Source organism: Mycobacterium sp. KBS0706 (assembly GCF_005938675.2).
GTDB lineage: Bacteria > Pseudomonadota > Alphaproteobacteria > DSM-16000 > Inquilinaceae > Inquilinus.
The window spans coordinates 32048-57736 of sequence record NZ_VCCH02000036.1; the positions used below are offsets into that span (position 1 = coordinate 32048).

Annotated in this window: 22 protein-coding genes; 11 read left to right on the forward strand and 11 right to left on the reverse strand. The window is 69.1% G+C overall.

Features of this window, described 5'->3' with window-relative positions; translation table 11 throughout:
- Positions 1–139: 139 nt before the first annotated feature.
- Positions 140–1390: a sugar ABC transporter substrate-binding protein gene (locus tag FFK22_RS20060; protein WP_138891181.1), complete on the reverse strand. Its 1251-nt coding sequence runs from the start codon at positions 1388–1390 to the stop codon at positions 140–142.
- Positions 1391–1437: 47 nt separating this feature from the next.
- A complete protein-coding gene (locus FFK22_RS20065) occupies positions 1438–2907 on the reverse strand; it encodes an alpha-glucosidase/alpha-galactosidase (RefSeq protein WP_221938722.1) in 1470 nt (489 codons plus the stop codon).
- Positions 2908–3003: 96 nt separating this feature from the next.
- Between FFK22_RS20065 and FFK22_RS20070 the strand changes: the two genes are divergently transcribed.
- On the forward strand, positions 3004–3933 hold the full coding sequence (locus tag FFK22_RS20070) for an AraC family transcriptional regulator (RefSeq protein ID WP_186002556.1): 930 nt from the start codon (positions 3004–3006) through the stop codon (positions 3931–3933).
- Here the strand turns inward: FFK22_RS20070 and FFK22_RS20075 are convergent.
- From FFK22_RS20075 to FFK22_RS20085, 3 genes are all read right to left on the reverse strand, one after another.
- A complete protein-coding gene (locus FFK22_RS20075) occupies positions 3930–5261 on the reverse strand; it encodes a hypothetical protein (protein WP_221938723.1) in 1332 nt (443 codons plus the stop codon). The two genes, FFK22_RS20070 and FFK22_RS20075, sit on opposite strands and share 4 nt — an antisense overlap.
- A 184-nt stretch (positions 5262–5445) precedes the next feature.
- Positions 5446–7578 (reverse strand): beta-glucosidase BglX, encoded by a 2133-nt coding sequence (gene bglX, locus FFK22_RS20080; RefSeq protein ID WP_138891184.1) that lies wholly within the window; start codon positions 7576–7578, stop codon positions 5446–5448.
- A 122-nt stretch (positions 7579–7700) separates the two neighbouring features.
- Positions 7701–9278: a DegQ family serine endoprotease gene (locus tag FFK22_RS20085; protein ID WP_138891185.1), complete on the reverse strand. Its 1578-nt coding sequence runs from the start codon at positions 9276–9278 to the stop codon at positions 7701–7703.
- A 425-nt stretch (positions 9279–9703) separates the two neighbouring features.
- On the opposite strand from FFK22_RS20085, the gene FFK22_RS43085 reads away from it, so the two are divergent.
- On the forward strand, positions 9704–9859 hold the full coding sequence (locus FFK22_RS43085; protein ID WP_186002557.1) for a hypothetical protein: 156 nt from the start codon (positions 9704–9706) through the stop codon (positions 9857–9859).
- Here the strand turns inward: FFK22_RS43085 and FFK22_RS20090 are convergent.
- Entirely contained in the window at positions 9852–10346 is a 495-nt protein-coding gene (locus FFK22_RS20090; protein WP_138891186.1) for a hypothetical protein, read from the reverse strand. The two genes, FFK22_RS43085 and FFK22_RS20090, sit on opposite strands and share 8 nt — an antisense overlap.
- A 314-nt stretch (positions 10347–10660) precedes the next feature.
- Between FFK22_RS20090 and FFK22_RS20095 the strand changes: the two genes are divergently transcribed.
- Positions 10661–11431, forward strand: coding sequence for a class II glutamine amidotransferase (locus tag FFK22_RS20095; RefSeq protein ID WP_138891187.1), 771 nt, complete (start codon positions 10661–10663; stop codon positions 11429–11431).
- A 21-nt stretch (positions 11432–11452) separates the two neighbouring features.
- Here FFK22_RS20095 and FFK22_RS20100 read toward each other — a convergent pair whose 3' ends face one another.
- Positions 11453–13963, reverse strand: a complete 2511-nt coding sequence (locus tag FFK22_RS20100; protein WP_138891188.1) for an FAD-dependent oxidoreductase — start codon at positions 13961–13963, stop codon at positions 11453–11455.
- A gap of 204 nt (positions 13964–14167) precedes the next feature.
- Between FFK22_RS20100 and FFK22_RS20105 the strand changes: the two genes are divergently transcribed.
- Positions 14168–15154, forward strand: coding sequence for a D-2-hydroxyacid dehydrogenase (locus tag FFK22_RS20105; protein ID WP_138891189.1), 987 nt, complete (start codon positions 14168–14170; stop codon positions 15152–15154).
- Positions 15155–15429: 275 nt separating this feature from the next.
- Here FFK22_RS20105 and FFK22_RS20110 read toward each other — a convergent pair whose 3' ends face one another.
- Positions 15430–16416 (reverse strand): hypothetical protein, encoded by a 987-nt coding sequence (locus FFK22_RS20110; RefSeq protein ID WP_143956848.1) that lies wholly within the window; start codon positions 16414–16416, stop codon positions 15430–15432.
- A 305-nt stretch (positions 16417–16721) separates the two neighbouring features.
- On the opposite strand from FFK22_RS20110, the gene FFK22_RS20115 reads away from it, so the two are divergent.
- On the forward strand, positions 16722–17693 hold the full coding sequence (locus tag FFK22_RS20115; RefSeq protein WP_138893440.1) for an aldo/keto reductase: 972 nt from the start codon (positions 16722–16724) through the stop codon (positions 17691–17693).
- A 67-nt stretch (positions 17694–17760) separates the two neighbouring features.
- Complete coding sequence (locus FFK22_RS20120; protein ID WP_138893433.1) at positions 17761–18135, forward strand: hypothetical protein; 375 nt, start codon at positions 17761–17763, stop codon at positions 18133–18135.
- On the opposite strand, the gene FFK22_RS20125 is transcribed toward FFK22_RS20120, so the two are convergent.
- Positions 18081–18617 (reverse strand): MarR family winged helix-turn-helix transcriptional regulator, encoded by a 537-nt coding sequence (locus FFK22_RS20125; RefSeq protein ID WP_138893434.1) that lies wholly within the window; start codon positions 18615–18617, stop codon positions 18081–18083. The two genes, FFK22_RS20120 and FFK22_RS20125, sit on opposite strands and share 55 nt — an antisense overlap.
- A gap of 60 nt (positions 18618–18677) precedes the next feature.
- Between FFK22_RS20125 and FFK22_RS20130 the strand changes: the two genes are divergently transcribed.
- Both FFK22_RS20130 and FFK22_RS20135 read left to right on the forward strand, forming a co-directional pair.
- Complete coding sequence (locus tag FFK22_RS20130) at positions 18678–19646, forward strand: zinc-binding alcohol dehydrogenase family protein (protein WP_138893435.1); 969 nt, start codon at positions 18678–18680, stop codon at positions 19644–19646.
- A gap of 1 nt (position 19647) precedes the next feature.
- Positions 19648–20892: an MFS transporter gene (locus tag FFK22_RS20135; protein WP_138893436.1), complete on the forward strand. Its 1245-nt coding sequence runs from the start codon at positions 19648–19650 to the stop codon at positions 20890–20892.
- Here FFK22_RS20135 and FFK22_RS20140 read toward each other — a convergent pair.
- A complete protein-coding gene (locus FFK22_RS20140) occupies positions 20865–21248 on the reverse strand; it encodes a helix-turn-helix domain-containing protein (protein WP_138893437.1) in 384 nt (127 codons plus the stop codon). The two genes, FFK22_RS20135 and FFK22_RS20140, sit on opposite strands and share 28 nt — an antisense overlap.
- An 85-nt stretch (positions 21249–21333) precedes the next feature.
- On the opposite strand from FFK22_RS20140, the gene FFK22_RS20145 reads away from it, so the two are divergent.
- Both FFK22_RS20145 and FFK22_RS20150 read left to right on the forward strand, forming a co-directional pair.
- Entirely contained in the window at positions 21334–21975 is a 642-nt protein-coding gene (locus FFK22_RS20145) for a flavodoxin family protein (protein WP_138893438.1), read from the forward strand.
- A gap of 1091 nt (positions 21976–23066) precedes the next feature.
- A complete protein-coding gene (locus FFK22_RS20150) occupies positions 23067–24272 on the forward strand; it encodes a lytic murein transglycosylase (RefSeq protein WP_143956849.1) in 1206 nt (401 codons plus the stop codon).
- 42 nt (positions 24273–24314) lie between these two features.
- On the opposite strand, the gene FFK22_RS20155 is transcribed toward FFK22_RS20150, so the two are convergent.
- A complete protein-coding gene (locus FFK22_RS20155) occupies positions 24315–24626 on the reverse strand; it encodes a DUF736 family protein (RefSeq protein WP_138890243.1) in 312 nt (103 codons plus the stop codon).
- A 373-nt stretch (positions 24627–24999) separates the two neighbouring features.
- Between FFK22_RS20155 and FFK22_RS20160 the strand changes: the two genes are divergently transcribed.
- Positions 25000–25644 carry a response regulator transcription factor gene (locus FFK22_RS20160; protein WP_138890244.1) on the forward strand — a complete coding sequence of 215 codons (645 nt, stop codon included), beginning with the start codon at positions 25000–25002 and terminating at the stop codon, positions 25642–25644.
- Positions 25645–25689: the final 45 nt, after the last annotated feature.

Genomic DNA, 25689 nt, shown 5'->3' on the forward strand with positions numbered 1-25689 from the left:
CCCCTCACCCGAAATCGCTGCGCGATTTCGACCTCTCCCCGAGGGAGAGGTGAAGATTCCCTCTCCTCGGGGAGAGGGGGCCCGACGCCGAAGGCGGCGGGAGGGTGAGGGGGCGGCACCGGCCGAGCCCCCTTCTCTGCTACGACGAGCTCAGCTCGCCGGACTGGCGCAGGGCGCGGTTGACCTGCTTGGCGAGCCAGGCGGCGACCTCGGCAGGGTCCTCCTTCTTCAGCAGCACCCGGCCGATCGATTCCTCTATCGCCCGGGTGATCTGGCCCAGCGCCACCGGCGGGAAGACCACGCCCGTCGCGGCCAGCGAGGAGAAGCCCTCGCCCCACACGCCGGGGCTGACCACGTCCTGGCGGATCGAGGTCGTCGGCCGCCCCGCCGCCTGGTAGTCGCGGCCGGTCATGAAGGTGGCGAAGGCCCAGACCTCCTTCGGGTGCTGTGTCGACTTGTAGAGGTAGAAGGGGTTGATCTCGAAGAAGGTCGCCGGCTTCAGCTTGTACGGCGGCGGCGCCACCTTCACATCGGCCATCGTCTCGGGGTTGGTCTGGGCGCGCGATTGCATCCAGGCGCCGTCGACTGCCATGGCGTATTTGCCGAGGGCGAAGTTGCTGTCCTCCTCCTCCCAGCCCCAGCCGGCGGCTTCGGGTGCCAAGGCGCCCTCGTCCAGCAGGCGGCGATAGAAGGCGAAGACCTCGGTCGCCCGCGCCAGCTCCGCCGGGTCGTCGGCCCAGCTGTTCTTGTAGCCGCCGTCCGGCTGGCGCCGGGCAATGGCGACGTCGTTCTGCGCCAGGTACATGATCAGCTCCTGCGGCGCCCGCACCCCGGTGCCGGCGATGCCGAAGCCGTACTGGCCGGTCGCCGCCTTGACCTTCGCGGCGGCCGCGATCAGCTCGTCCCAGGTCTTCGGCGGCGCCGCGACCCCGGCCTTCTTCAGCGTCTCCTCGTGATAGAGCAGCGCCCGGATGCCGAGGTAATGCGGCATCGCCATCAGCTTGCCGTCGATGGTCAGCGCCTCGATCACATTCGGGTAGATCGCCTCGCGCCCCGGCCAGTCGGCGGCGTAGGGGGTGAGGTCGAGCAGCGCGCCCATGCGGTACAACTCACCGAACCATTCCGGCAGTCCCCAGCTGATGTCTGGCGCGTCACCGCCGGCCACCGCCGTCACCAGCTTGTCGTGCAAGGCGCTGAAGGCGATGTTCTGGGTCTCGATCCTGATATCCGGATGCGCCTGCTCGAAGGCGGCGATCTGCGCCTGCATCGCCTTGGCGTCGGGCTGGGCGGGGTCCCAGGCCACCCAGAAGCGCAGCGTCACCGGTTCGGCCATGGCCGGCAGCGCCAGCAACAGCCCCGCCAGAACGAGCGCGATCTTCGTCAATTTCATGGTCGCCTCCCCTCGATGTTGGTTTGCCGGAGCGTTGGCCGCCCGGGCTATTGCGCGGCGTCCGCCTTGGCCGTGGCCCGGGCCTCGCGCAGCTGGTCGACGCTGCGCACCGACAGGCGGGCGGCGCCGTCCCAGTCGCGCGTCGCCACGCCGCCGCGGGCCAGGCGCTGCTTCGCGCCGTCGATGGCATGGGCGTATTGCGGCAGCCACTCGGCCTGGGCGACCAGCAGCTCGTCGACCATCTGCCAGACCTCGTCCGGGTTGCAGACGGCGCCGACCAGCGGATCGTGCAACACGGCCAGGCGCAGCAGGTCGAGGTCGCCGGTCACTGCGGCCTTGACCGCCATGCGCTGGACATTGACCGAGGTGGTGCAGGTGGCGGCGCAGCCCAGCGGCAGCTCCAGCCCCGCCGCCATGTTGAGGCCGAAGCGGTCGACGAAGCCCGGCGTCTCGACGATGCAATCCTGCGGCAGGTTGGTGATCAGCCCCTCGTTGCGCCGGTTGAAATGACCGCGATAGACCCGGCCGGTCTCGAGAGCCTCGATGATGTAGCTGCCGTGCTCGTCCGAGCGGCGGTAGTCGGACAGCGGCGCCCCGGCTTCGGACAGCCAGCGCGGGAAGTCGGTCTCGAACCAGTTCCGCTGCTCGGTGCAGTGGCGCAGATAGCCGCCGGTCTCGCCGTTGATCCAGTTCGACAGGTCGATCCAGCGGTTGATCTCGTCCGGCCGCTTCCGGTACCACGGCAGGTATTCGCTGAGATGGCCGTTGCTCTCGGTCGAATAGCAGCCGAAGCGGCGCAGCACGTCGATCCGGACCTTCTCCTCCTGGCTGTAGCGCGGATGACGCTCGAAGGCCTCCAGCAGCTCCTGTGCCTCGATCTTGCGGCCGCGGAAGCGGATGTCGGTGTACCAGGTCTGGTGGTTGATGCCGGCGCAGATGTAGTCGACCTCACGCGGGTCCTCGGCGCCCAGGACCTCGGCGATCTGGTGCCAGCCATGCTGCACGCCGTGGCACAGGCCGATGGTGTTGGCGACGCCGCCGTGCTCGATCGCGGCCCAGGTGTTCATCGCCATCGGGTTGGCGTAGTTCAGGAACCACGCCCCCTCCTCCGCCTCCGCCCGGATGTCGCGGCAAAAGTCGAGAACCTGCGGGATGTTGCGCTGGCCGTACAGGATGCCGCCGGCGCAGATGGTGTCGCCGACGCATTGGTCGACGCCGTATTTCAGCGGGATCTCGATGTCGCCGGCGAAGGCGCGCAGGCCGCCGATGCGAACGCAGCTGATGACGTAGCGCGCGCCCGCCAGCGCCCGGCGCCGTTCCGCCGATGTCGTCACCCGCGCCGGCAGCCGATTGGCCTCGATGTCGCGGCGCAGGATCTGCGCCACCATGTCGAGGTTGTCGGCATTGATGTCATGAAGCGCGAATTCGGTGTCCTGCAGCTCCGGCACCTTCAGCATGTCGCGCACCAGCTTCCGGGTGAAGCCGACGCTGCCCGCGCCGATCACGGCAACCTTCATCGCATCCTCCTGAAGCCCACCGGCCTCTCGGCAAGCCATTTCGTGCTATGGTCTATGGGGCCAGGAAAACCGGCGAAAGAGGAATTTCGTGCGATCATGGGACATTCCATGCTGCCGATGCTGCGCGACCGTACCCCGGGCGGGGTCTCGGTGGTGTTCCCGAAGGACCGCTACCGGCTGCACGCCATGGTCACCAGCGCCGGCTACGACCGCTGCACCGACCCCGGCTATGACTGGCATGGGCTGAGGCGCGGCGATGCGCCCTTCGTGCTGCTGCAGCACACCATCGGCGGCCGCGGCCATCTGCGGGTCGAGCGCAAGCGCTGGGAGCTGCGGCCGGGCCAGACCATGCTGCTGCGCTTCCCGCAGGACAACCGCTACTGGCTGGGCCGCAACCCGGAATGGGAGTTCTTCTGGCTGTGCCTGAACGGCCGCGAGGTGCTGCGGGTGTGGCGCGAGGTGATCGCCACGCACGGCCCGGTGGTGACGCTGCCGGAGGCCGCGGTCGAGCAGCTGGCAAGCCTGTGCCTGTCGGCGCTGCAGGGCGAGGCCGGCAGCCCGGCCCGTGCCTCCGCCCTCGCCTATGCCGCGGCGATGGGGCTGGCCGAAGAGTTGCTGCCCTGGGGCGAGGCGCCGGCGGATTCGCCCCGGCCGGCGGCGGTCGAGCGCGCTGTATCGCTGTGCGCCGGCCAGCCGGCCGAGCGGATCGACGTCGCCCGGATGGCCAAGGCCGCGGGCTACAGCCGCTATCACTTCAGCCGGGTCTTCGCCGCGCATGAGGGCACCACGCCGGCCCGCTACCTGCTGCGCGTTCGGATGGAGGAGGCAGCGCGGCTGCTGCATGTCGACGAGGCGCCGGTCAAGGTGATCGCCCAGCGCTGCGGCTTCGACGACGCCAACTACTTCGCCAAGGTGTTCCGCCGCTTCTACGGCATCGGGCCGCGCGATTTCCGGCGCAGCGGCATGTATGCCGGGACGGTGCGGACCGGCCGGGGGGATGAGGCCGGCCCGACTCGCCCGGCTTAGCCGGCGTTGCCGCCGCCGGCGATGGCGGAGGGCTTGCCGCCGACCGGGACGTCCAGACCCTGCTTCAGGCTGTTCAGGTAGAATTCGCGGATGCGGCCGTTCTCCGGGTCGCTGACGAAGGCGCTGTTGCCGATGATGGCGACCCCCGGGGCCGGCGTCGCCGCGTCCCAGGCGCAGTCGAAGGCCGGGACGGCATCGAACTCCGCCACCGCCTTCCACTCGGGCGCGATGTCGTAGACGCGCAGCTTGCCGTCCTGGGTCAGGTTGACGACGCGCTTGCCGTCTCCGGTCACCTCGTACTGGCAGACCGCCTGGCCGCCGGGGATCGGAAACACGTCCGCGGCCGTCAGCGCCCCGGCTTTCGGATCGATCCGCAGCAGGGCGGCGAACGGACCGCCCTGGTCGCCACCGTAATTGGCGACCAGGTACTGCCCCGCCGGGCCGGCCTTGATCGTGCTGGCGCGGCGGCCATCGGGATAGGCGAGCTTGCGCGCGTCCCAGGCCCCGTCCGGCCCCGGCCCCACGATCAGGACGCCGCCGTCGCTGGCGGCGTCGTCCTCGATCCGGGCGTTGCAGCCGAAGACATGGATGTCCTGCAGCCCGGCATGGCCGTGAAACTCCTTGCAGGAACGGTCCGGGTCCGCCGTGTCGTTGAAGGTGGCGACGGGCTTCCAGCCCTGCGCCTTATCGAGGATCTGGAAGCCGTTCGGCCGCGACGACACCGTCTTGTCCTCGCCCCTGGCATAGGCCTCCTTCGACACCGAGATCAGGAACCGGTCGCCGCCGAGCGGCACGGCGATGCCGTGCTGGGGCGCCGACGCGGGCCAGACGGTGGTCTCGACCTTGTCCCCGTCCAGGCTGTCGAGCCGGATCGCCACCACCTTCGGGTCGCTCTCGCCGAGCCACGGCCGCTGCCCGTCATAGAAGACCGTCAGCCAGCCCTGCTCCGACACGACATGGGACGGCTTGTCGCCGGTGAGGGTCAGGTCGAGCAGCTTCACCTCGCCCTTCTCGATGTCGAAATGGTCCTCGTGCGACTCATAGAACAGGCCGCTGTCCAGCAGCCGGATGGTGCCGGCATCGTCGCCGCTGCGGATCACCACGAAGCGCCCGCCCTCGGTGCCGATCAGCGCCGGGTCGGCCTTCGACACCTCGAAGCTGTGGGTCACCTTCGCGGTGTCGAGGTCGAGCACGCTGACCACGGGCTGCTCGTGATCGGCGAAGATCAGCCGGCCGCGCGATACCTGGTCATGGGCGGGCACCGGGCCGGCAGCGAGGGCGAGCGCGGCCAGCAGCGCTCCGGCGGCGGTCCTACGGGGTCCGGTCATGTCGAGGAATCCTGGAAATCGTTAACTAGAATTAATGTTATAACATATCAAACCGGAACGACAAGACGCCGTAGACGTCCCTTTGCCGTCATCGCGAGCGCAGCGAAGCAATCCAGGGCGCTCGCACCGGCCCCTGGATTGCTTCGTCGGCTCCGCCTCCTCGCAATGACGGTGGTGCCCGGCCTCAGACCTCGACCCGGATCGTCGTCGACAGCAGCTCCTTCCGTTCGGCCCTGGTGCCGACCAGGATCTCGATCTCGCCGACCTCCAGCACCGGCTTGAGGTCGAGACCCGGGAACTTCAGCGCATCGGCCGGCAGCGGCAGGCGCAGCACCTGCTTCTGCCCGGGAGCCAGCGCCGCCTTGGCCATGCCCTTCAGCTCCAGGAGCGGCCGGGCCACGCTGGCGACGGGATCGCGGGTGAACAGGAACACCGTCTGCTCACCCGCCACCGTACCGGTGTTGGCCACCGCGACCTCGACCGTCAGCGTCTCGCCCGGGCGCAGCACCGGGGCGGAGACGCGCAGGTCGCCGAGGTCGAAACGGCTGTAGGACAGACCGTGGCCGAAGGGGAATTCCGGCGTACTCGGCAGGTCGATGTATTTGCTGGTGTAGTGCTGCTCCGGGTCGGTCGGGCGGCCGGTGTTGCGCTCGCCGAAATAGATCGGCACCTGGCCGACATCGCGCGGCCAGGTCACCGGCAGCCGGCCGGACGGGTTGACCGCGCCGGTCAGCACATCGGCGATGGCGTGGCCGGCCTCATGGCCGAGGAACCAGGTGGCGGCGACGGCCGCCGCGCGCTCGAACAGCCAGGGCAGCATCAGCGGCCGGCCGGAGGTCAGCAGCGCCACCACCGGCACGCCGAGGTCCAGCACCGCCTCGGCCAGGTTGCGCTGCAAGCCCGGCAGCCCGGCCCCGGCCCGGCTCGCCGCCTCGCCGCTCATGATCGCCGCCTCGCCCAGGCACAGCAGCACGATCTCGGCGCCGCGCGCGGCCTCGACCGCGGCGGCGATGCCGGCGTCGCCGCCGGACTCGATCTCGGTGCCCGGGACATAGGCGATCTCGGCCTTTGGCAGCGCGGCCTTCACGCCCTCGAGGATGGTCACCGCCTCCTCCCACCGGCCGGCGCCGGCCCAGGAGCCGAGCATCTCCGACCGCGCCTCGGCCAGCGGCCCGATCACGGCGATGCGTTTGGCGGAGGGCGCCAGGGGCAGCACGCCCTTGTTGGTCAGGAGCACGATCGACTTCGCCGCTGCCTCGCGCGCCAGGCGCCGCCGCTCCGCCGCGTGGAAGGCGTCGGGCACGGCGACGACGCGGCGATACGGGTCGTCGAACAGGCCGAGCCGCTGCTTCAGCCGCAGCACCCGGCGGACCGCGCCGTCGATCTCATCTTGCGTGACCAAGCCGCGCTGCAGCGCCGTCGGCAGGCCGGCGGCGTAGGCGCCGCTCATCATGTCCATGTCGACGCCGGCCTTCAGCGCCAGGGCCGCGGCCTCGACCGCGTCGGCGGCGACGCCATGGCTCAGCAGCTCCATGATCGCGTTGTAGTCGCTGATCACCGCGCCGTCGAAGCCGATCTCGCCGAACAGCGTGCCGCGCAGCAGGGCGGCATTGGCCGTCATCGGCACGCCGGCGACGTCGTTGAAGGCCGGCATCACCGTCGCCGCCCCGGCGGCGACGGCGGCGGCGAAGGGCGGCAGATAGACCTCGCGGATCGCCCGGTCCGACACATCGGCCGAATTGTAGTCCCGGCCCGCCAGCGCGGCGCCATAGGCCAGGTAGTGCTTGGCGCAGGCCGCCACCGCGTCGGGTGCCGTGAGATCGGCGGTCTGGTAGCCGCGGACCTTGGCCTCGGCGATGCGGCTAGCGAGCCAGGGATCCTCGCCCGGGCCCTCGGAGATGCGGCCCCAGCGCGGGTCGCGGGCGATGTCGAGCATCGGCGAGAACACCAGGTCCAGCCCGTCCTCCGCCGCCTCCATCGCCGCCTCGCGCGCCGTGTGCTCCCACAGCTCGGGCGAGAACAGCGCCGCTTCGGCCAGCGGGATCGGGAAGATGGTGCGGTGCCCGTGGATGACGTCGAAGGCGAAGAACAGCGGGATCTTCAGCCGCGACTCCTCCACCGCCAGGCGCTGGGTCTCGCGCACCCGGTCGGGGCCCCAATGGTTGAACAGGCTGCCGATGCGGCCGGCTCGGATGCCCTCGGTGACGTCGCCCGGCAGCACCGGGCCGGTCACCGCCAGCGTCGACGACATCATGGTGAGCTGGCCGATCTTCTCGTCGAGCGTCATCGCCGCGAGCAGGGTTTCGATCCGATCCACGGGCCTGACTCCGCTTTCGCCTCAACCGGGGAAGCACGCCCGGGATGAAGGCAAAAAAAACGGGCGCCGGAAAGGGGAATCCGGCGCCCGCAGTCGAGGGGAAGAATGAAGACGGCCGGGGATCAGGCCTTCGGCAGCTTCAGCGCGACGAAGCGCTGGTCGCCCTGGTGGTTGATCAGCAGCATCACGGCGTTGCGGTCCGCCTCCTTGGCCGCCTTGACCTGCTTGGCGACCTCGGACGGCGTCTTCACCGCCTCGCTGCCGACCCGGACGATGACGTCGCCGGGGCCGACGCCGGTCTCGCGCGCCGGGCCGTCGTCGCGGATGCCGGTGACCAGCACGCCCTCGATCTCGTCCGGCACGCTGAACTCACGGCGCACCTTCGGGGTCAGGGCCGAGAGCGACAGGCCAAGCTGGTCGTCGACCGCCGGGCCGTTCTCATCGGCGCTGGCGACCTTCTCCTGCGAGGCCGGCAGCTTGGCGATCTCGACCGAGATGGTCTCGGTCTTGCCGTTGCGCAGCACCTCGACCGGCACGGTCTTGCCGGCGGTGGTGTCGGCGACCAGGCGCGGCAGGTCCGACAGCTGATTCACCGGCTTGCCATCATAGGTGGTGATCACGTCGCCCTGGTGCAGGCCGGCCTTCAGCGCCGGGCTGTCGTCCTGGACGTCGGCGACGAGCGCGCCCTTGGCCTTGTCGAGGCCGAGGGCCTCGGCCATCTCCGGCGTCACCGACTGGATCTGCACGCCGAGCCAGCCGCGCTGGACGCTGCCATGCTCGCGGATCTGGGCGATCACGGTCTTGGCCAGGTTCGACGGGATGGCGAAGCCGATGCCGACCGAGCCGCCCGAGGGCGAGTAGATCGCGCTGTTGATGCCGATCACCTTGCCGCTGGTGTCGAAGCTGGGGCCGCCCGAATTGCCGCGGTTGATCGGCGCGTCGATCTGCAGGAAGTCGTCGAACGGGCCGGAATGCAGGTCGCGGCCGCGGGCCGAGACGATGCCCGCGGTGACGCTGCCGCCGAGGCCGAACGGATTGCCGACGGCCACGACCCAGTCGCCGACCTGGGCGGCGTCGCTGTCGCCCCATTCGACCGCGGTCAGCTTCTTGTCGGTATCGATCTTGAGCAGGGCGAGGTCGGTCTTCTCATCGGTGCCGATCACCTTGGCCGGGATCTCGGTGCCGTCATTGAGGGTGACGGTGATGTTGTCGGCGTCCTTCACCACATGGTTGTTGGTGACGATGTAGCCGGCCGGGTCGATGATGAAGCCGGAGCCGGCGCCATGGACCACCTGGTTGCCGTCGTCGCCGCCACCGCCGCCACGGGGCCCGCGGCGGCCGGGCTGCTGCTCGTCGAAGAAGCGCTTGAAGAAGTCGTCGAAGGGCGAGCCGGGCGGGAACTGCCGCTGCATCTGGCCACCCTCATCCTGGTCGGCCATCTGCTGCGACGCCGACGGATGCTCGGTGGTCGAGACATTGACCACGGCTGGGGTGACCTGGCGCACCAGGCCGGCGAAGGAACCGGGGGCGGCCGGGACGATCGAGGTCTGGGCTTCGGCCTGGGCCACGGCCGGACGATCGAAGGTCAGGACGGCCCCGACCGGCACGCCGATCAGGGCCGTACCGAGCAGCAGCGCCGTCGTCATCCGGCGAAGGCCGGTCCGCGGGCCGCGATCGTCGGAACCGAGGGGGGTCTTCATCTGCATCATCTCCACCACTGTCCATGGCGCCGACGCAATCGGCCGGCGTGTGGTGATGAAGATGGGGTGCCGGCGTTTAACCTGCTGTTTCGACGCCATTAATTCGGATTAATATTGATCGGGTCCGGGCGCCCCGGCAGAGCTGTCGTGATCCTTTCGCCAACCTTAACGAAAATTATATTGCTGGTCCCGGACCCGGGGCGCAAAACCAAAGCGTGACTTCGGCCCATGCTGGCGGCGCGCCATCGCTTCCCGCCAGCATCCGACCACAAATTGCCGGCCCGACCGTGGCGTCGTTCAGGCTGGTGACTATGAAACCCAGTGATTGTTCTTGGCGATCGGCCTGCCCATATATCGGGACATCGGCCGATAGCCGAGAACCGGTCCCGATGTTCACCCATCCGGGTGAGCGGGAGAGAGATGTCATGGTGACAACGCTTCTGATCGTTTGGGCCATCATCGGCCCGTCCGTCGGCCTTGCCGTCGGCGCCTGGTGGTGCAGCCGCGAGCGCGAGGAGCCGGCACGGCTCGGCGCCCGCCAGGCGATACCGTCCGCCGGAGGGTCGCTGGCCGTCAGATGATGGTCAGAAGCGACTGGAACTCGGCCGGGTCGATTTCCGGCTGCGGATCGCCCCAATAGGCCGGCACCTCGTCGGTGATCTGGTTGAGCACATGCACCCGGACATCGGGGCAGCCGTCGATCCGCTGCTGCACCGCGGCATCCACCGGCCAGACCGTGGCGACCAGCATCAGCACGTAGGACAGATCGTCGGTCGCGTCCGACAGGGGCAGCAGCAGGGTCCGTTTGCGGACGCTGTCGAGGCCGTCGGACAGCGCGAATTCGGCATAGATCGGCCGCTCGGACAACTGGACCGACATCAGCCCGCGCCGGATCGCGTCATGGCGCTCCCCGCTGCACAGCTCCTCCAGCGGCCGCCCGGGCAGATTGCGATCCGAGGGCAGCCCCGCGCCCTGCGCGTCCAAAGCGAAACGGAACGTTCCCTCGCACGGCATCCAGGCCCACAGCAGGATCGGCGGAGGCAACCGGCTGAGACTGGCGAAGATCATGTCGTCGCAAGCCGGAAGACGTCCTCGCGACGCGAGCCGCGCCCAGATCCGGTAGACCGTTCGAAGCTGCCGGTCCGCAATCGCCTCATCAAAGGCCACGCTAACCATCCCCCCACAGGAAGCTCGCCGCACACGCGAGTAAACTCTGCGCTCACAGCCTAAACTATGCATCCCCCAATTGGAGGATGACATCGAAAGTTTTCAGCTTCGCGACACGATTCGTCGCGATCTGTTGCCGGAATGCCGAGCGGGCGTGACGCGGGCCTTGCGCCGGGGTATTCCACGTTGCAACTCTGGGCTTTGACGAGTCGAGCATGTGCCGCTGGCTGAGCTATTCGGGCGCCCCGATCTTCCTCGAGAAGCTGCTGTTCGAGCCCGAATTCTCGCTGATCGCCCAGAGCCTTCACGCCCGAAAGGCGACGGTGGCGACCAATGGCGACGGCTTCGGCGTCGGCTGGTACGGCGAACGGCCGGTGCCCGGCCTGTACCGCGACATCCTGCCGGCCTGGGCCGACCCGAACCTGAAGAGCCTGGCGCACCAGATCCGGGCCAAGATGTTCTTCGCCCATGTCCGGGCGTCGACCGGCACCGCGACCAGCCGGGCCAACTGCCATCCCTTCGCCCAAGGGCGCTGGCTGTTCATGCACAACGGCCAGATCGGCGGCTATGACCGGATTCGGCGGCGGCTCGACGCGCTGATCCCGGACGAGTTGTATCCCCGGCGCGGCGGCACCACCGACAGCGAGCTGATCTTCCTGGCGCTGTTCGGCTTCGGGTTGGAGACCGACCCGGCCGGGGCACTGCGACGCACCGCCGCGGCGATCGGCGAGGCGATGGCGGATGCGGCGATCGACGAGCCGTTCCGCATGACCGCGGCGCTGAGCGACGGCTGCAGCGTCTGGACCGTGCGCTACGCCACGGACGAGACGCCGCCCTCGCTGTTCTACTGTGCCGATGACGGCCAGCGGCTGATCGTGTCGGAGCCGCTGGACGGTGAGTTCAGCCAGTGGCACCAGGTGCCGCCCGGCCACCTGCTGGTGACCGATTGCGCCGGCCGGCTGGACCTGGAGCCGTTCCGCCCCTGATCCGGCCGGGCCGGCACGGGGTCAGGCCCGCAGCCGCTCGTTGTTCGGATCGAAGGGCGATTCCTCGATCACCATGGCGCGGTGCGGCTTGCCGAGGATGCTGACGTCGAGTTCAGTGCCGATCTCGCCGAGATCCGGCCGGACCATGGCCAGGGCCAGCGACTTGCCGAGGCGCCAGCCATAGCCGCCCGAGGTGCAGCGGCCGACCAGCGCGCCGCCCTTGGTGATCGGCTCGTTGCCGCGGGCGTCGGCGTCGGTGACGTCCATCACTTCCAATGTCACGAAGCGGTTCTTGAAGCCGCGCTCGCGCCAGGCCACCAGCGCGTCGCGGCCGATGAAGTCGCCCTTGTTCGGGTGGACGAACCGGTCGAGTCCCGATTCCAGCGCCGAATACTCGATCGACAGCTCGCGCGGGATCAGCCGGTAGGACTTCTCCAGCCGCAGCGAATCCATGGTGCGGATGCCGAAGGGCTTGAGGTCGAACTCCTTGCCCGCATCCATCAGCAGGTCGAAGATGGTGTTCTGCATCTCGATCGGGTGATGCAGCTCCCACCCCAGCTCGCCGACGAAGTTGACGCGCAGCGCCTGGGCCTGGGCGATGCCGACATTGATCGGCTTGCCCGACAGCCAGGGGAAGGCAGCGGTCGACAGGTCGGTGTCGGTCAGCTTCTGCAGCAGGGCGCGGGAGCTGGGGCCTGCCAGGACGAACACGCCGGCTTGGGTGGTGATCTTCTGCAGCTCGACCGAGCCGTCGCGCGGCCGCAGCTTCTGCAGCGTGTCCCAGTCATGCCGCTCGAAGGCGCCGGCGCCGACCAGATAGTAACGGTTCGGCGCCTCGCAGTAGATCGTGAACTCCGACCGCACGCCGCCATTCTTCGACAAGAGATGCGCCAGCGTCATGCGGCCCGGCTTCTTCGGCACCCGGTTGGCGACGATGCCGTCCAGCCAAGCGGCCGCGCCCGGCCCGCTGACCGTGTATTTGGCGAAGGCCGACATGTCGAGCAGGCCGACCTTCTCATGCACATGCCGGGCCTCGCGGCCGACGAACTCGAAATAGTTCGACCGGCGGAAGCTCCACCTCTCGCGGATCGGCTCGCCCGGCGCCACAGGCGCATGGTTCTCGTTGACCAGCGTGTCGGGCTTGTTCAGGTCAGCCTCGCTCAGGCTGTAGCCCTCGGGCGCGAACCAGTTCGGCCGCTCCCAGCCATAGACGGTGCCGAACACGGCGCCGAGCGCCTTCATCCGGTCGTAGCAGGGCGCCCGCTTCAGCGGCCGTGCCTCGGCCCGCTCCTCGTCCGGGTAGTGGACGGTGAAGACGTTGCGGTAGGCCTCCTCGTTCTTGGCCTTGAGGTAGCCGCGCGAGGCGTAGGGGCCGAAGCGGCGCGGGTCGACGCCCATCATGTCGATCGACGGCTCGCCCTCGACGATCCACTCCGCCAGCTGCCAGCCGGCGCCGCCGGCGGCGGTGACGCCGAAGCTGTGGCCCTCGTTCAGCCAGAAGTTCTTCAAGCCCCAGGCCGGGCCGATGATCGGGCTGCCGTCGGGGGTGTAGGCGATGGCGCCGTTATAGACCTTCTTGACCCCGACCTCGCCGAAGGCCGGCACGCGGGCGATCGCGGTCTCGATATGCGGCGCGATCCGCTCCAGATCCTCCTGGAACAGCTCGTATTCCGACTGCTCGTCCGGCCCGTCGACATAGCAGACGGGCGCGCCCGGCTCGTACGGGCCGAGGATGAAGCCGCCGGCCTCCTCGCGCAGGTACCAGGAGCTGTCGGCCTCGCGCAGCACGCCCATCTCGGGCAGGCCCTGGCGCTGCCGCTCCTGCACCGCCGGGTGCGGCTCGGTGACGATGTACTGGTGCTCGACCGGGATCACCGGGATGTCGAGCCCGACCATGGCGCCGGTGCGGCGGGCGAAGTTGCCCGAGGCCGAGACCACGTGCTCGCAGGTGATGTCGCCCTTGTCGGTCTTCACCAGCCACTCGCCGGACGGGGTCTGCTCGATCCCGAGGACGGTGGTGAAGCGGTGGATCTCCGCCCCCATCGCCCGGGCGCCCTTGGCGAAGGCCTGGGTCAGGTCGGCCGGCTGGATGTAGCCGTCATCCGGATGCTGGATCGCGCCGATGATGCCGTCGGTCTCGCACAGCGGCCAGATCTCCTTGACCTGTGCCGGGGTCAGGATGTTGACCTTGATCCCGATCGTGTCGGCCACGCCCTTGTAGTACATGAACTCGTCCCAGCGGTCCTTCGTCCGGGCGAGGCGGATGTTGGAGACCTGGCGGAAGCCGACATGCTGGCCGGTCTCGGCCTCGAGCGAATTGTAGAGCTTGACCGAGTGCTTGTGGATCTGCCCGACCGAGTAGCTCATGTTGAACAGCGGCAGCAGCCCGGCGGCATGCCAGGTCGAGCCCGAGGTCAGCTCCCTGCGCTCGATCAGGACGACGTCCGACCAGCCCTTCTTGGCCAGGTGGTAAAGCGTGCCCACGCCCACCACGCCGCCGCCGATCACCACCACGCGCGCTGTTGATTTCATCGCTCGAACCGCTCCCTGCAGGCTCATACGGCCATCCTGCGGCAAGTGTCCGGGCGGGGCCGGTTCGGGGCTAATCCAGCCGCGACCTGTGATGTCGCAGGCCCGCCAAACGTCAAGTCACGCCAGAGATTGGCGATGTCGCAATCGGACTGGCCGGCCCCGCCGGGATCGGCATGCTGGCGGCAGGACCATGCGAGGCCGACCATGACGCTGCCGCCCGAACCGAAGATCGTCTTCCTCGACCGCGAGACCCTGGCGCCGGCGATCCGGCTGCGCCCGCCCGCCTTCCCGCACCGCTGGGAGAAGCACCAGCGGACCGCGCCGGAGCAGGTGCTGGAGCGGCTGCACGGGGCCAGCGTCGCCGTGATCAACAAGGTGCCGCTGCGCGAGCCGGTGCTGGAGCAGTTGCCGGAGCTGCGCCTGATCGCGGTCGCCGCCACCGGCACGGATTGCGTCGACACCGCCTGGTGCGACCGCAACGGCGTCGCGGTCTGCAACATCCGCGGCTACGCCGTGCACACGGTGCCGGAGCATGTCTTCACCCTGATCCTGGCGCTGCGCCGGTCGCTGCTGCCCTATCGCCGCTCGGTCGAGGCCGGGCGCTGGCAGGAGGCGAAGCAGTTCTGCTTCTTCGACCATCCGATCCTCGACCTGCATGGCGCCCGGCTGGGGCTGATCGGCGGCGGGTCGCTGGGCAATGCGGTGGCGACGATCGGCCGGGCCTTCGGCATGGACGTGGTCTTCGCCGGCCGCAAGGGCGAGAGCGCCCCGGGCGGCGACCGGGTTTCCTTCGACGAGGTGATCGCGACCAGCGACGTGATCTCGCTGCACTGCCCGCTGCGGCCAGAGACACGCGGCCTGATCGGCGCCGCCGAATTCGCCCGGATGAAGCCGGAGGTCCTGCTGATCAACACCGCGCGCGGCGGCTTGGTGGACGAGGATGCGCTGACCTCGGCGCTGCGGGGCGGCCGCATCGGCGGCGCCGGCTTCGACGTGGCGATGCCGGAGCCGCCGCCGGCCGACGCGCCGCTGATGCGCCTCCTGGACCTGCCGAACTTCATCCTGACGCCACATGTCGCCTGGGCCGGCCGCAACGCCATGCAGTCCCTGGCCGACCAGTTGATCGACCTGATCGACGCCTTCCAGCAGGGCAAGCCGTTCAACCTGGTGGCGGGAGCGTCGAAGGAGTGAGTCCGTAGGTTGGGTTCGCGGCAAGCGAACCCAACAGAGGCTCCGCGGCGACATGTTGGGTTCGCGTCGCGAACCCAACCTTGTATTAGCGCGATGGATTAGATTGTCATCGTTCCGTGAGGAACGGCCCGGCCCGGGCGGCCGCCCGGGCCGGGCCGCCGATCGTCGGATCGTAACCCAACCCAGCTACACGCTGCCAGGGGTGAAGGCTTGTTGCGTTGCAGACAGCCGGCGGCGCCCGGCACGGGTCGCCCGTGCCGGCGTCTCTCACCCCATCATGCAGCCAGGCCCAGTCGTTGGCGATCGCGCTTCCGGTCCTTGCGTCCGGCCGCGTCCTCGCCGGGCGGCGCCGTCGCAGGCGGGCCGGAGCCGGCCCCTCCCTGCCCTCCTCCCACAGCAGGCGGGGGAACCGGCCGGGGCGGCGCCATGGCGGCTTCGGGCGGGCCGGCGTCGGCGGCCTCGGGCTGCTCCGGACCGGCGGCGGTCGTGCCGGAAGCGCCGTGCTGACCCCCGGGCGGACCGGAGGTCCCGAGGGCATCCCCGGCTGGGCGGCCCCTCGGGCCGGCCTTGCCGGTCCCGGCTGGCCCGGCACCGCCGGGCCAGTGCGGCGGCAGGCCGAGGGCCCGGCACAGGCTGGCGATCAGGGCCTCGATCGGCAAGGCGGTGTCGGCGAGGTCGACGTCGATGCGCTCGTCCTCGGTCAGCTTTTCCCAGAGATCGACGGTCAGCTGCTCCTTGGCGTCGGCGTCGGTGTCGTGAGCCGCGGCGATGGCCTGGGCAACGCCCTGGGCGACGGCCTGGCGCCGGTCGTCCTTCTCTTTCTGCCGGCTCTCCCGCCGCTGTTCGGCCTCGCACCGCGCCTTCTCCCGCTGCTCGCGCAGCTTGATCTTCAGTGCGACGGCGCGGCGGATGCCGAGGAACAGGCTGCTGAAATGGGTCTCCGCATCCCCGGCGCGGTCGAGATCGCCGGCCTTGAGGGCGGCGACGCCCAGGGCCTGGAAGGCAGTGGCCAGCGCCATAGCGAGCTCCATCAGCTCGGACAGCATCGCGGCCTCGGCCGCGGCCGGCGAAACGGCCTGCTCCCGCTGCCGGCGCAGCTTGGCGTTGAGCGCGACGACGCGGCGGATGGCGAGGAAGAGGCTGCTGAACCGGGTCTCGGCCTTGCCGGCGCGCTTGAGATCGCCGGCCGCAAGGGCGGCGACGGCTTGAGCCTGAAAGGTCCGGGCCATCTCCAGGGCGAGCTGCGTCAGCCCCGACAGCACCTCGATCTCCCGAACAGCCTCGTCCGCGGCCGGCGAAGCGGCGGGCGGAGTTTCGGCTGTGGTGGCATCGACCATTCTTGCATTAGAACAAATCAGGAACACAGAATCAAGCGGAATCGCATTCAGATCGCATCGTCGCCTGATTTGGACCTCCGATCGACTTGGCGCCGATGGCAGCGCGAGTCACACTGACCGCGAACGGCCCGCCCGGCACGGCATCCCCTGCCCCGCCGCGGCCGCTCCCGCAGAACGCGCCACCAGAACGGCCTGATCGGAAGGACGGACGCATGACAACGGCTCCCAGCATCGTGCATCGCCGGCTCGGCGGCCTCTCGGTCTCCGCCATCGGGCTCGGCCTGATGCCGCTCTCCGGCGTCTACGGCGCCGCCGACGATGCGGCCTCGGAGGACCTGATCCGCCGCGCCGTCGACCTCGGAATCGACCATCTCGACAGCGCCGACATGTATGGCTGGGGCCACAATGAGGAGCTGCTGGGCCGCGCCATCAAGGGCCGGCGCGACCGCGTCGTGCTGGTCACCAAATTCGGCCAGATCCGGCGCGAGGGCGGCCCGAACGGCGTCGATGGCCGCCCCGACTATGTGATCCAGGCTTGCGAGGCCAGCCTGCGGCGCCTGGGCGTCGACACCATCGACCTGTACTACCAGCACCGGGTCGACCCGGCGGTGCCGATCGAGGACACGGTGGGCGCCATGGCCCGGCTGGTCGAGCAGGGCAAGGTCCGCCATCTCGGCCTGTCCGAGGCCGGGGCGGACACCATCCGGCGTGCCCATGCCGTCCATCCGATCGCGGCGGTGCAGACCGAATACTCGCTGATGTACCGGGCCGAGGCGGAGGCGACCCGCAAGGTCACCCGGTCGCTCGGCATCGGCTTCGTCGGCTATTCCCCGCTCGGCCGCGGCTTCCTGGCCGGCGCGATCCAGGACCTCTCCCAGATCGACGGCCGCCGGGCGGCGCATCCGCGCTTCCAGGCGGAGAACTTCGCCCATAACCGCGGGCTGGTCGACCGGTTCGAGGCGCTGGCGGCCGAGAAGGGCTGCAAGCCGTCGCATCTCGCCCTCGCCTGGCTGCTGGCCCAGGGCGAGGACGTGGTGGCGATCCCCGGCACCCGTTCGATCGCGCGGCTGGAGGAGAATCTCGGCGCCCTGCAGGTGACGCTGACGCCGGACGACCTGGCCCGGCTGGACGCCGCCATCCCGCCCGGCGCCGCCGCCGGCACGCGCTATGCCGCAGCCGGGATGAAATCGGTGCAGATCTGAGGCCGATGGCGGGGTCGGCAGCCGCGATGTAAGAGTCGGCCGGCACGATAAGGGGCCGGAGGCAAGCATGGGCTGGGAGCCGATATCCGAGGCGGAGATCTGGGACGAGCTCAACCAGGCCGCCGGCCGTATGACCGTGCCGCAGGAGCGCTTCTGGGAAGCGATCCGGATCCCTCCCGAGAAATGGGCGCAGGAGCCCTATGGCAATCTCGGCGGCGGCTTCTGGGCCGTGGCCGTGATCGGGCGGATCGTGGTCTGGTTCAACGACATCGAGGATGGGTTCAATTTCTCCCGTTACTCGGCCCACGGCACGATCGGCCAGTATTTCGCAAACCAGGACGAATTGGAGCTCGTGATCCAGGAGTTGATGGAGATCGTGCGGACGGGCTATCGCATCGGCGGCCAGTTCGGACCGCCGCGTCCAGGCCCCCATCCCGGATAGGGAGCCGGCGGCTCCTCCTTCACCGCATCCGCGAATTTCCGCATCAGCCGCACCAGCGCGCCGAACTCCTCCGCGTCCCAGCTCTCGAACACGGCGCGGCCGATCCGTTCGCGCGCGGCGTCGACGAGGTCGGTCATCGCCTTGCCTTTCGCGGTGATGACCGCCTCGCGCACGCGGCGGTCGGCGGCACCGGCGCGGCGCTGCACCAGGCCGAGGCTTTCCAGCTTGGCGACCTGGCGGCTGACGGTGGTGTAGTCCCGTCCAGCACGGTCGGCCAGCTCGACCACGCCGATCGGCCCGAGCCGCTCGATGCCGACCAGCAGCGGGAACAGCGCCCGGTCGAGCCGGATCCCGGCCTCGCGGATCAGCACCTCGTCGCGCTGCGGCCGGTTCATCACGCTGACGATATCGAGCAGCGCCCCGTGCAGCACCCGCAGCTGCTCACCGATATGTGTATTTTGCACACTCTTTCTTGACGGCATCTTCGGCTCCTCATATATGTGCATTATACACACATATCCGAGAGCCGAAAGGTATCCCCCATGAAAGCCGCGATCGTCCGGACCTCCGGGCGGCCCCCTGTCTATGCCGATTTCGCCGAGCCGGCGCCGTCCGCGGGAGAGAGCCGCATCACCGTCACCGCCGCCGCCCTCAGCCCCGTCGTCAAGAGCCGGGCTTCGGGCCGGCATTACAGCTCGTCCGGCCAGTTCCCCTTCGTCGCCGGCCTGGACGGCGTCGGGCGGCTCGACGACGGGCGCCGGGTGTATTTCGTCCTGCCGAAGGCGCCCTATGGCAGCATGGCGGAGCGCGCGGTGGTGCCGGCGGCACACTGCCTGCCCGTGCCGGACGGGCTCGACGACGTGACCGCCGCGGCCATCGCCAATCCCGGCATGTCGTCCTGGGCCGCCTATATCGAGCGCGCCCGGCTCAAGCCCGGCGAGACCGTGCTGGTCAACGGCGCCACCGGCACCGCCGGCCGCCTCGCCGTGCAGATCGCCAGGCACCTCGGGGCGGGCAAGGTCGTCGCCACCGGCCGCAACGCCGAGGCCCTGCGCGCGGTCGCGGCGCTCGGGGCCGATGTGACGATCCCGCTCGGCGAGGATCCGGCGGCTTTGGAGGAGAGCTTCCAGGCGCAGTTCGCCGAAGGGGTCGATGTCGTCATCGACTATCTGTGGGGGCCGAGCGCGGAACGGCTGCTGGTCGCCGCCGCCAGGGCCGGGGCGGAGGCGGTGCCGATCCGCTTCGTCCAGGTCGGGGCGGTGAGCGGGCCGGAGATCACGCTGCCTGGCGCCGTGCTGCGCTCCTCGGCGATCGAGCTGATGGGCAGCGGCATCGGCAGCGTGCCCCTGGACCGCTTCGTCCACTGCATCGGCGGGCTGCTGCAGGCGGCGGGGCCGGGCGGCTTCCGGATCGCCGCCAGGCCCGTGCCGCTGTCGCAGGTCGAGCAGGCCTGGCCCGAGGACGACAGCGCCCGGCGCACCGTGTTTACCCTGGACGGGCCGACGGGCTGAGATGAGCGCCCCCAAGGACACGGCCTCGCGCCGGCTCGATCGCCGCCTGATGCTGCCGGTCTTCCTCGTCGTCTGCCTCGACGCGGCCAGCAGCGGCGCGGTGCTGCCGGTCCTGCCCTTCTTCCTGCGGGACCTGGGCGCCACGCCGCTGGTGCTCGGCATCGTGCTCGGCGCCGAGGCGCTCAGCCAGTTCGTCGCCGCCCCCTGGCTCGGCCAGCTCTCCGACCGGTTCGGCCGCAAGACGGTCCTGCTGGCCAGCCAGGCCGGGGCGCTGCTCAGCCTGTCGCTGCTGGCCTCGGCCGAGATCGTGGCCTTCGCGCTGCTGGCGCGGGTGCTGCTCGGCCTCACTGCGGCGAATTTCTCGATGGCGGCCGCCTATGCCGCCGACAACAGCAGCCCCGCCGACCGGCGGCAGGCGATCGGCATCCTGAGCGCCGGCCTCGGCCTGGGCGGGATGGCCGGCCCGGGACTGTCGGGCCTGCTGTCCAACATCTCCCTGACGGCGCCGATCTGGCTCGCTTTGTCCCTGTCGGCGGCCAGCATGCTGGTGACCGGCCTCTGGTTGAAGGGCGCGCCCGGCCAGCCGAACGGCGACACCGCGGCGGACGAGGCGGTCCGCGAGCAGGTGTCGGTCCGGTCGCTGCTGGCGTCGCCGGCGATCCGCATCCTCGTCGCCGTGCTGCTGTGCCATTATTTCTCCTACGGCATGTTCAGCTCCCAGCTCGCCGTCTTCCTCGGCGACACCTTCGTCTGGAACGGCCATGCCTTCGGCCCCGCGGAGCTCGGCTATCTCCTGACCGCCGACGGCGCCATCAACATCGCCGCCCAGCTGTTGCTGCTGCCGTGGCTGGGCCGCCAGCTCAGCGAACGGAGCCTGATCGTGCTGGTGTTCGGCATCCTGGCGACCGGCTACGTCGCGGCGGGTGCGGCGACCGGGATCGGTGGTCTCGCCCTCTCCGTCCTGTGCGTCAGCACCGGGGTGGCGCTGGCCCGGCCGACCTTCGTGGCCGCGCTGTCCGTCCACGTGCCGCAGCAGCGCCAGGGCGTGGTCATGGGCACGATCCAGTCGCTGGTCGCGGTCACCGACATCGCCTCGCCGGTCCTCGCCGGCCTCGTCGTCGGACAGGGCCTGTACGGCGCCTGGATCGGCGCCGTGGTCGCGGTCGCGCTGACCGGCGCCGCCATCGCCCGCAGCCGCCTCGGCCCGCCGGCCGCCGATCACCGCTCCTTCAACTCCGCGTCGTAGCGGTCGCGCGCGGCGTCGAGCGCCGGGAAGTTGCGCTCGGCCCAGCGGTCGAGCGCCGTCAGGGTCTCGCTCAGGGATTCGCCGAGCGGGCTGAGCCGGTATTCGACGCAGGGCCGGGCGGTGTGGAAGTCCTGGCGCAGCACCAGGCCGTTGCGCTCCAGCTCGCGCAGGGTCTGGGCCAGCATCTTCTGCGAGATGCCGCCGATCCGGCACAGCAGTTCGGCATTGCGGGTCGGGCCGCCGGCCAGAGCGGAGAGGATCAGCACCGACCATTTCGACGCGACCAGCTCCAGCGCGTGGCGGGCCGAGCAGGTCTCGTCGAAGACATCCGGGGCGGGTTCGGGCCGGTGCGCCATGGTTACCTCGAGGTGCGTAATTGCGGGCCGCGGGCCCATTCCCGATACATGGACTCGTATCGTGGATTGCAAGCCAGGAGACCCGATGAAGGCCCTCATCCTCAGCTCCAGCCCGCGGCGCGAGGGGAACTCCGCCGCCCTCGCCGGTGCCGTCGCGGCCGGACTGGCCGAAGCCGGCCATGCCGCCGAGACGGTCCATCTGGCCGACGCCATCGGCGGCTTCCTGCGCGACTGCCGGCAGTGCCGGCGGCCGGACGGCAGTTGCGCCATCGACGACGGCTACCAGCCGCTGTTCCTCGACCGGTTCCTGGGGGCCGACGGGGTGGTCGTGGCCACGCCGATCTACTGGTACGGCATGTCGGCCCAGCTCAAGGCCTTCTTCGACCGGATGTTCTGCTACGTCGCCGCCTCCTACCCCGAGGCCGAGACGGTGAAGGCGCGGATGACCGGCAAGCGCATCGGCCTCGTGCTCAGCTCCGAGGAGGCCTATCCCGCGGTCTCGGCCGCGATCGTGCATCAGGTCCAGGAATACAGCCGCTACACCCGGTCGCGATTCGTCGGGGCGGTGCATGGCTACGGCAATGCCCGGGGCGAGGTGCGGCGCGACCCGCTGGACCCGCTGGCCGAGGCCCGACGGCTCGGGCGCGCCTTGTTCGACCGCTATGCCACGGATTACGAGATCGACACCGACCGGCCGGCCCGGGTCTGGCCGGAGGCGGCCGTCTGACCCGGGCCGGCCGGGCGCGCTTCGGACGGCAGGACTTTCAGTTCCGGACGGAAGGGTGGCCGCCAGCGACCTTCATCCGACGCAGAGAACCGCGGCCCCGACCCGGCAGCAGCATGGTCGCTCCATCACGGCGGGTCGTTGATCTGAAATACCCACCCATCCTCCGTCCTATAGGAGCGCTGCCAATTGTATGAAGTCTTATCGTCCAAGACCATCTGTGTATAAGATCCAAAACAATCGCCATGCGAACAAATAGGCTGAACCCAACTCGGCGGCGGGAGGTTGTCAGCATAGTAATTAGAGCCAAGATCATTTGCGTAGAATTGGCCATTATACCAGTCGGATCCAAACTTCCTATGGACAATTCCGAAATATCCATTTTGCAATTGCGAATTATTATCATATATAAATTTAAATGCTGAAAATTTTTCTTGCTCAACGCAATCGAGTCCAGAATTTACATCCTCCCAAGAAATCGTACCCTGCGACTTCGGACCTATATAGTGGGGGTAGTTGGTTTGAGAGACACAGGTCTCGGAGATATCCGTTATATTAATGCCCTGCGATGAGTTGTTGATTATCGTATAGCCATGCGGCGCCTCGGCAAAAGCCACTTCGTTTCCGCACAATAAAAAGCAAATCCCCATCGACAATTGTAAGAATCTACGAAGAAGCCGTGTCGGCGATGCATGCATTTTAGCAAAATCCCTTCGTTCCAAAACATACAGATCTTATTATAGGAATAAAGAGACTATGCGGAAGTGAGAATCGTCGTTGGATGATAAAGCGGAGCCGCCGCCTCCGGCAGCGATAGCCAGGCGTGCGCTTTGGCATGGCGGGCGGCTGGCTTAACGGAAGCCAGGGTCGGTGGCGGGGCCGCAGTTCCAGCCAGCCCCACCATCTGCGTCAGAGCTCGTTGGCGGCTACAGGCGCCGGATCGAACGGCCGGCAAGCCTCCTCGATCCGACGGCCCGGCCCGAGGCGGCGGCCTGACGCGGGCGCCGCCGCGCGGGTTGTGCCTGCCGCCCGGATGGGACAGGATCGCGCCGCGCCGAACCATGGCGCGCAGGTTCCATCGCGTGGAGGAAGGGATGACGTCTCGCCTGTTCGGATCCGGCTGGACCTTCGGGGCGGCGCTGCTCCTGCCACTGCTGGCCACCGGCCCGGCCCTGGCCGATTTCGGCTCCTGCGTCGCCGGCCTGGCCGACTCCGCGGCAAAGGCCGGGGTCGACCGCGACGTCACCGCCCGCGCCTTCGACGGGCTGACCCAGCCGGACGACAAGGTGCTGCGCTTCCTGGAGGCGCAGCCGGAGTTCAAGACGCCGATCTGGGACTATCTCGCCTTCCTGGTCGACGACCAGCGCATCGCCGACGGCCGCGCCATGCTGTCGAAATACGGCCGGGTGCTGCAGCAGGCGGAGCAGCGCTACGGCATCGACCGCACCGTGATCGTCGCGGTCTGGGGCGTCGAGAGCGACTACGGCAAGGAGCGCGGCAGCTACTTCCTGCCGCACGCCCTGGCCACGCTGGTCTGCGCCGGCGAGCGGCGCACCGATTTCTGGCGCGGCGAGCTGATGGCGGCGCTGAAGCTGGTCAGCGCCGGCGACCTGCGGCTGGACGAGCTGTACGGCTCCTGGGCCGGCGCCTTCGGCCAGACCCAGTTCATCCCGTCGACCTATCAGCGCCTGGCGGTCGATTTCGACGGCGACGGGCGGCGCGACCTGGTCAATTCGATCGCCGACGCGCTCGGCTCCACCGCCAACTACCTGAAGCGCTCCGGCTGGCAGGAAGGCCAGCCCTGGATGATCGAGGTCAAGGTGCCGGCCGGCTACAACGGCCCGACCGGGCGCAAGGACAAGGATCCGCTGTCGGCCTGGGCCCAGCGCGGCGTCGTCCGCGCCGACGGGGCGCCGCTGTCCGGCAACGCCCAGGCCGGCCTGCTGCTGCCGGCCGGGCCGCAGGGGCCGGGCTTCCTGGTGTTCCGCAATTTCGACGCGATCTATTCCTACAACGCGGCGGAATCCTACGCGCTCGCCATCTCGTACCTCGCCCAGCGGCTGGCCGGCGGGCCGGCGCTGCGGACGCCGTGGCCGACCGACGATCCCGGCCTGTCGCGGGCCCAGCGGCTGCGGCTGCAGCAGCTGCTGCTGGCCCAGGGCTACGACATCGGCGGCCAGGCGGACGGCAAGATCGGCCCCGCCACCCGCGCCGCGATCTCGGCGGCGGAACAGCGCCTCGGCATGCCGCAGACCGGCCGGGCCGGGCTCAAGGTGTATCAAGCGCTGGGTGGACAATAGTCCGGAAGGACGTCAGGGCCGGCGTGCAGCCGGCCCGCCTCTTCAATGCGACCAGAAGAGGTCGAAGCGGTCGTCATCCTGGTCCGATTGGCACAATTTCGCATGGATCGGCCGTGAGACATGCGGGTCGCGAATCTGCACATTATAGGCGACCGGCTGCTCCTCCCGCCGGCAGGCCCAGGCGCCGCCGATCTCGTTCTCGCCCGAATAGACCAGGAGGTCGGGCGCCTTCGGCGTGTCCGTGGCCCGCGGGTTCGGGACCAGACGGATCCGATCCTGGAACAGCAGCGTTCTGACCGGCCCCTCGATGACGTCCTGGGTGCGGTAGAGCGTCCCGATACCGATCGTGGTCATGGCTGGTCCTCAGTGACAGAGAAGCGCGTCAGGCCGGCCCGGACGACCGCAATCGCGGAGACCGACTCCCGATATCCGCCGTGCCGCGACAGGGACAAGACTCCGTCAAAGAACTCTGCCGGCTCACCAAGGTTCCCATTGACAAAAGATCCGGTGTTTTTTAGTAAATTTTCCATCCGCGCTACACTTCCACAGACGAGACATGCGGAATCACGACAGTGATCGAGTTATCACTTCAGTCCTGATTCCGACCCGAAGAAAGGGGGGGCACCCCCCCTTTTTCGGCGCCGAATTTCGGACGAAACCTCATCCTGGTACGAACCGGGCAGCAGGACTAGGATTCCCGACCGCTCCCATCGTGGAAGACGCTGCCATGACCGCTGGTGAACAGACTTCCCGTGCCTTGGTGATCGAGGACCAGGACCTGATGCGCCTGGCCCTGATCAGCGAGCTGAAGGCCGCGCTGCGGGACTGCATCGTCCAGGGTGCCGCGACCTGGGAGATCGCCTCCGGCCTGCTGCGCGAGCACAGCTTCGACCTGGTGATCATCGATCCGGGCCTGCCGGGCTTCGACCCGACCTCGCCGCAGCACCGGCTGGCCGTGGTCAAGGCGGTGGTCGACGCCTCGCCCGACGCGCTGCACATCGTCGTCACCGGATCGGACAGCGTCGAGGAGGGCGAAGCGTGCCGGATGCTCGGGGCCAATGCCTATGTCGGCAAGACCGGCCTCGACCGCGACACTCTGTCCAGCATCATCGACGAGATCTCGGACACGCGGTTCTCGCTGTCGCTGTCCGCGGTCAAGGCGGTGACGCCGGAGTTCTATTATTCCGGCCTGACGCCGCGGGAGCAGGAGATCATCGATTTCATGCGCAGCCGGCCGAAGGGGGTCAAGCGCAAGGAGATCTACGAGAAGATGGGCGACCGGTTCGGCATCGACCCCTATACGGTGGAGAAATACTACAAGCAGGCGCGCGCCAAGCTGCTGAAGAACGGGCTGTTCCCGAAAGGTGCCTGAGGATGACCGCCGCGCCCGATCCCCGTCTTTCCCCTGCCCGGGCCG

Bases quoted from the DNA above. Each gene is read 5' to 3' on its own strand.
- FFK22_RS20085 (WP_138891185.1), bottom strand. From the start codon at position 9,278: ATGAAGACCCCCCTCGGTTCCGACGATCGCGGCCCGCGGACCGGCCTT.
- FFK22_RS20070 (WP_186002556.1), top strand. From the start codon at position 3,004: ATGGGACATTCCATGCTGCCGATGCTGCGCGACCGTACCCCGGGCGGG.
- FFK22_RS20130 (WP_138893435.1), top strand. From the start codon at position 18,678: ATGAAAGCCGCGATCGTCCGGACCTCCGGGCGGCCCCCTGTCTATGCC.
- FFK22_RS20140 (WP_138893437.1), bottom strand. From the start codon at position 21,248: ATGGCGCACCGGCCCGAACCCGCCCCGGATGTCTTCGACGAGACCTGC.
- FFK22_RS43085 (WP_186002557.1), top strand. From the start codon at position 9,704: ATGGTGACAACGCTTCTGATCGTTTGGGCCATCATCGGCCCGTCCGTC.
- FFK22_RS20145 (WP_138893438.1), top strand. From the start codon at position 21,334: ATGAAGGCCCTCATCCTCAGCTCCAGCCCGCGGCGCGAGGGGAACTCC.
- FFK22_RS20120 (WP_138893433.1), top strand. From the start codon at position 17,761: ATGGGCTGGGAGCCGATATCCGAGGCGGAGATCTGGGACGAGCTCAAC.
- FFK22_RS20150 (WP_143956849.1), top strand. From the start codon at position 23,067: ATGACGTCTCGCCTGTTCGGATCCGGCTGGACCTTCGGGGCGGCGCTG.
- FFK22_RS20160 (WP_138890244.1), top strand. From the start codon at position 25,000: ATGACCGCTGGTGAACAGACTTCCCGTGCCTTGGTGATCGAGGACCAG.
- FFK22_RS20155 (WP_138890243.1), bottom strand. From the start codon at position 24,626: ATGACCACGATCGGTATCGGGACGCTCTACCGCACCCAGGACGTCATC.
- FFK22_RS20075 (WP_221938723.1), bottom strand. From the start codon at position 5,261: ATGACCGGACCCCGTAGGACCGCCGCCGGAGCGCTGCTGGCCGCGCTC.
- FFK22_RS20105 (WP_138891189.1), top strand. From the start codon at position 14,168: ATGACGCTGCCGCCCGAACCGAAGATCGTCTTCCTCGACCGCGAGACC.
- FFK22_RS20090 (WP_138891186.1), bottom strand. From the start codon at position 10,346: ATGATCTTCGCCAGTCTCAGCCGGTTGCCTCCGCCGATCCTGCTGTGG.
- FFK22_RS20100 (WP_138891188.1), bottom strand. From the start codon at position 13,963: ATGAAATCAACAGCGCGCGTGGTGGTGATCGGCGGCGGCGTGGTGGGC.
- FFK22_RS20060 (WP_138891181.1), bottom strand. From the start codon at position 1,390: ATGAAATTGACGAAGATCGCGCTCGTTCTGGCGGGGCTGTTGCTGGCG.
- FFK22_RS20125 (WP_138893434.1), bottom strand. From the start codon at position 18,617: ATGCCGTCAAGAAAGAGTGTGCAAAATACACATATCGGTGAGCAGCTG.
- FFK22_RS20095 (WP_138891187.1), top strand. From the start codon at position 10,661: ATGTGCCGCTGGCTGAGCTATTCGGGCGCCCCGATCTTCCTCGAGAAG.
- FFK22_RS20065 (WP_221938722.1), bottom strand. From the start codon at position 2,907: ATGAAGGTTGCCGTGATCGGCGCGGGCAGCGTCGGCTTCACCCGGAAG.
- FFK22_RS20135 (WP_138893436.1), top strand. From the start codon at position 19,648: ATGAGCGCCCCCAAGGACACGGCCTCGCGCCGGCTCGATCGCCGCCTG.